This is a genomic window from Aeromonas sp. LsrichE-8G, from assembly GCF_022869435.1.
GTDB lineage: Bacteria > Pseudomonadota > Gammaproteobacteria > Enterobacterales > Aeromonadaceae > Aeromonas > Aeromonas caviae.
Map to the genome: position 1 here is coordinate 1 of NZ_JALIHH010000138.1, position 1,650 is coordinate 1,650.

Below are 1,650 nucleotides of genomic sequence, written 5' to 3' on the forward strand. Positions count from 1 at the left end.
TGCTCAGGGCCGAGACTTCACGCAAGGCGAGCGTAAGACGGAAGCAAAAAATCGCAGGAATGAGCAGTGAATATCTGGAAACGGTACTCAATGCGGGTCTCAAAAAACTGGGTGAAATTTAACAAAATGTTCACGCTCTCACCCTGAGAGATGGGGTTATCTAACTGGTAGAGCGCGGTCAGTATTTTTCCCTGACTGTCGATAAGGTTCTCGCCAATAAAGTCTGGGTCTTGTATGCGATCTTTTAGCCAAAGCAATAACTGGTTAGCCAGCTCAATCTGCCGTTGTAATGGGTCATCGCCAGTGACCGAGCCTACTGCATATTCCAACACACGAGTTAGGAATCGTGATAACCAGACTGCGGCCTCCGCAGACTCCAGTTGTCGTTCCCCGATGTAGAAATGCGATCGATCTAGTCTTGATGCCAACAGTTGTGTGATGAGTTGTTCATAAATACCACATTGCTGCATGGTGACTGACCTTGAATCTTGTGCATAAGGGGAGTAGGCAGGGTATCATTTTTTTTAGCTAAATCAGTAAGCTGTTATCTAATTTTGCCCATTTGAAGATCTATCTAGCCATGGGCGGCGAAGATAGAGAAGGCGAACCACAGGGAGGTGGTGATGGATCCAATATCTTATCTTTTTTCGGCTTATCTCAATCTGGTGCAGCAACAGGTGACGGATATCTATGGCACCGAGCTAAAAACGCTGGTAGTGCCCTATGAGGGAGAGCAGGTTCCCTTCTCTTTCCAGCTCTGGCAGATAAAACAGCAAAGTGTCTGCCGTCCCTACGAGCAAGATATGCGGCGCTTCAGTCAGTGCACGGTCAAGGCGCAGGCACTGTTTGGCAAACTGTGCGATGACCTGACACGGCAAGACGACAGCAGTTGGCAGCTTCCCAAGTACCGCACCATGTACTGCTCAGCGGCTGTCGGTTATCGCCCCATGATTGCGGAGATCGCCGACGCCCAGCAGAGCCCGGGTAAGCTCGCGGAGCGGGCCTGTAATCAGGCCATTCTGGCGGCCATGGGCAGTGATGACGAAACCCTGCTGGCCCAGCGTGACAAGGCGTGTGCTGCCGTGCGTTAAGGTATTTCCCTAGTCAAAATAAGTGGTTAGCCCCCCTGTGCACCATGCCACAGTTTCTATTGAGGCGGGTGGGTATGATGGTGCGGCAATCACCATGACAGGGAGAGACCATGATCAGCCATATCGACCATCTGGTATTGACGGTCAGCGACATTGAGCGGGCGGTGGCGTTTTACAGCGGCGCCTTCAAGATGGAGCCCATCACCTTCGGGGCAGGCCGCCGGGCGCTGCGTTTTGGCAACCAGAAGATCAATTTGCAGTTGCTGGGGGAGGAGGCGCGCAACCGGGCGCAGGTGGGGTCGGGGGATCTCTGCCTCATCACCCGCTGGCCCCTGGATCAGGTGATGGCCCAGCTGGCGAGCCAGGGGGTCGAAATCGTGGAGGGGCCAGTGATGAAAAGCGGTGCCTGTGGTCCCATCTTAAATGCGAAAGGGGACTCCCTCCGACGTAGGTGGGAGGGGAATTTCGCCGGGGCGTCAGCCCCGCTGGTTTTGAATGTATTGCTTGATCACCTCCAACGGTGCTCCGCCGCAAGAGCCCGCAAAGTAAGAGCGTGACC

At 54.0% G+C, this 1,650-nt stretch carries 2 protein-coding genes and 3 pseudogenes; 3 read left to right on the forward strand and 2 right to left on the reverse strand.

Annotated features, from left to right (window positions below; genetic code table 11):
• Positions 1–122 (forward strand): annotated as a pseudogene (locus tag MUW49_RS17455) (ISAs1 family transposase); the annotation flags it as partial.
• 24 nt (positions 123–146) lie between these two features.
• Here the strand turns inward: MUW49_RS17455 and MUW49_RS21960 are convergent.
• Positions 147–470 (reverse strand): annotated as a pseudogene (locus MUW49_RS21960) (DUF3427 domain-containing protein); the annotation flags it as partial.
• A 153-nt stretch (positions 471–623) separates the two neighbouring features.
• Here MUW49_RS21960 and MUW49_RS17460 point away from each other — a divergent pair.
• Complete coding sequence (locus tag MUW49_RS17460; protein WP_113725550.1) at positions 624–1,091, forward strand: hypothetical protein; 468 nt, start codon at positions 624–626, stop codon at positions 1,089–1,091.
• A gap of 110 nt (positions 1,092–1,201) precedes the next feature.
• A pseudogene (locus tag MUW49_RS17465) lies at positions 1,202–1,510 on the forward strand (VOC family protein); the annotation flags it as partial.
• Between the two features lie 57 nt (positions 1,511–1,567).
• Here MUW49_RS17465 and MUW49_RS17470 read toward each other — a convergent pair.
• Positions 1,568–1,650 (reverse strand): transposase (locus MUW49_RS17470; RefSeq protein ID WP_202904331.1); only part of this gene is annotated, 83 nt, incomplete at its 5' end.

Bases quoted from the DNA above. Each gene is read 5' to 3' on its own strand.
- MUW49_RS17460 (WP_113725550.1), top strand. From the start codon at position 624: ATGGATCCAATATCTTATCTTTTTTCGGCTTATCTCAATCTGGTGCAG.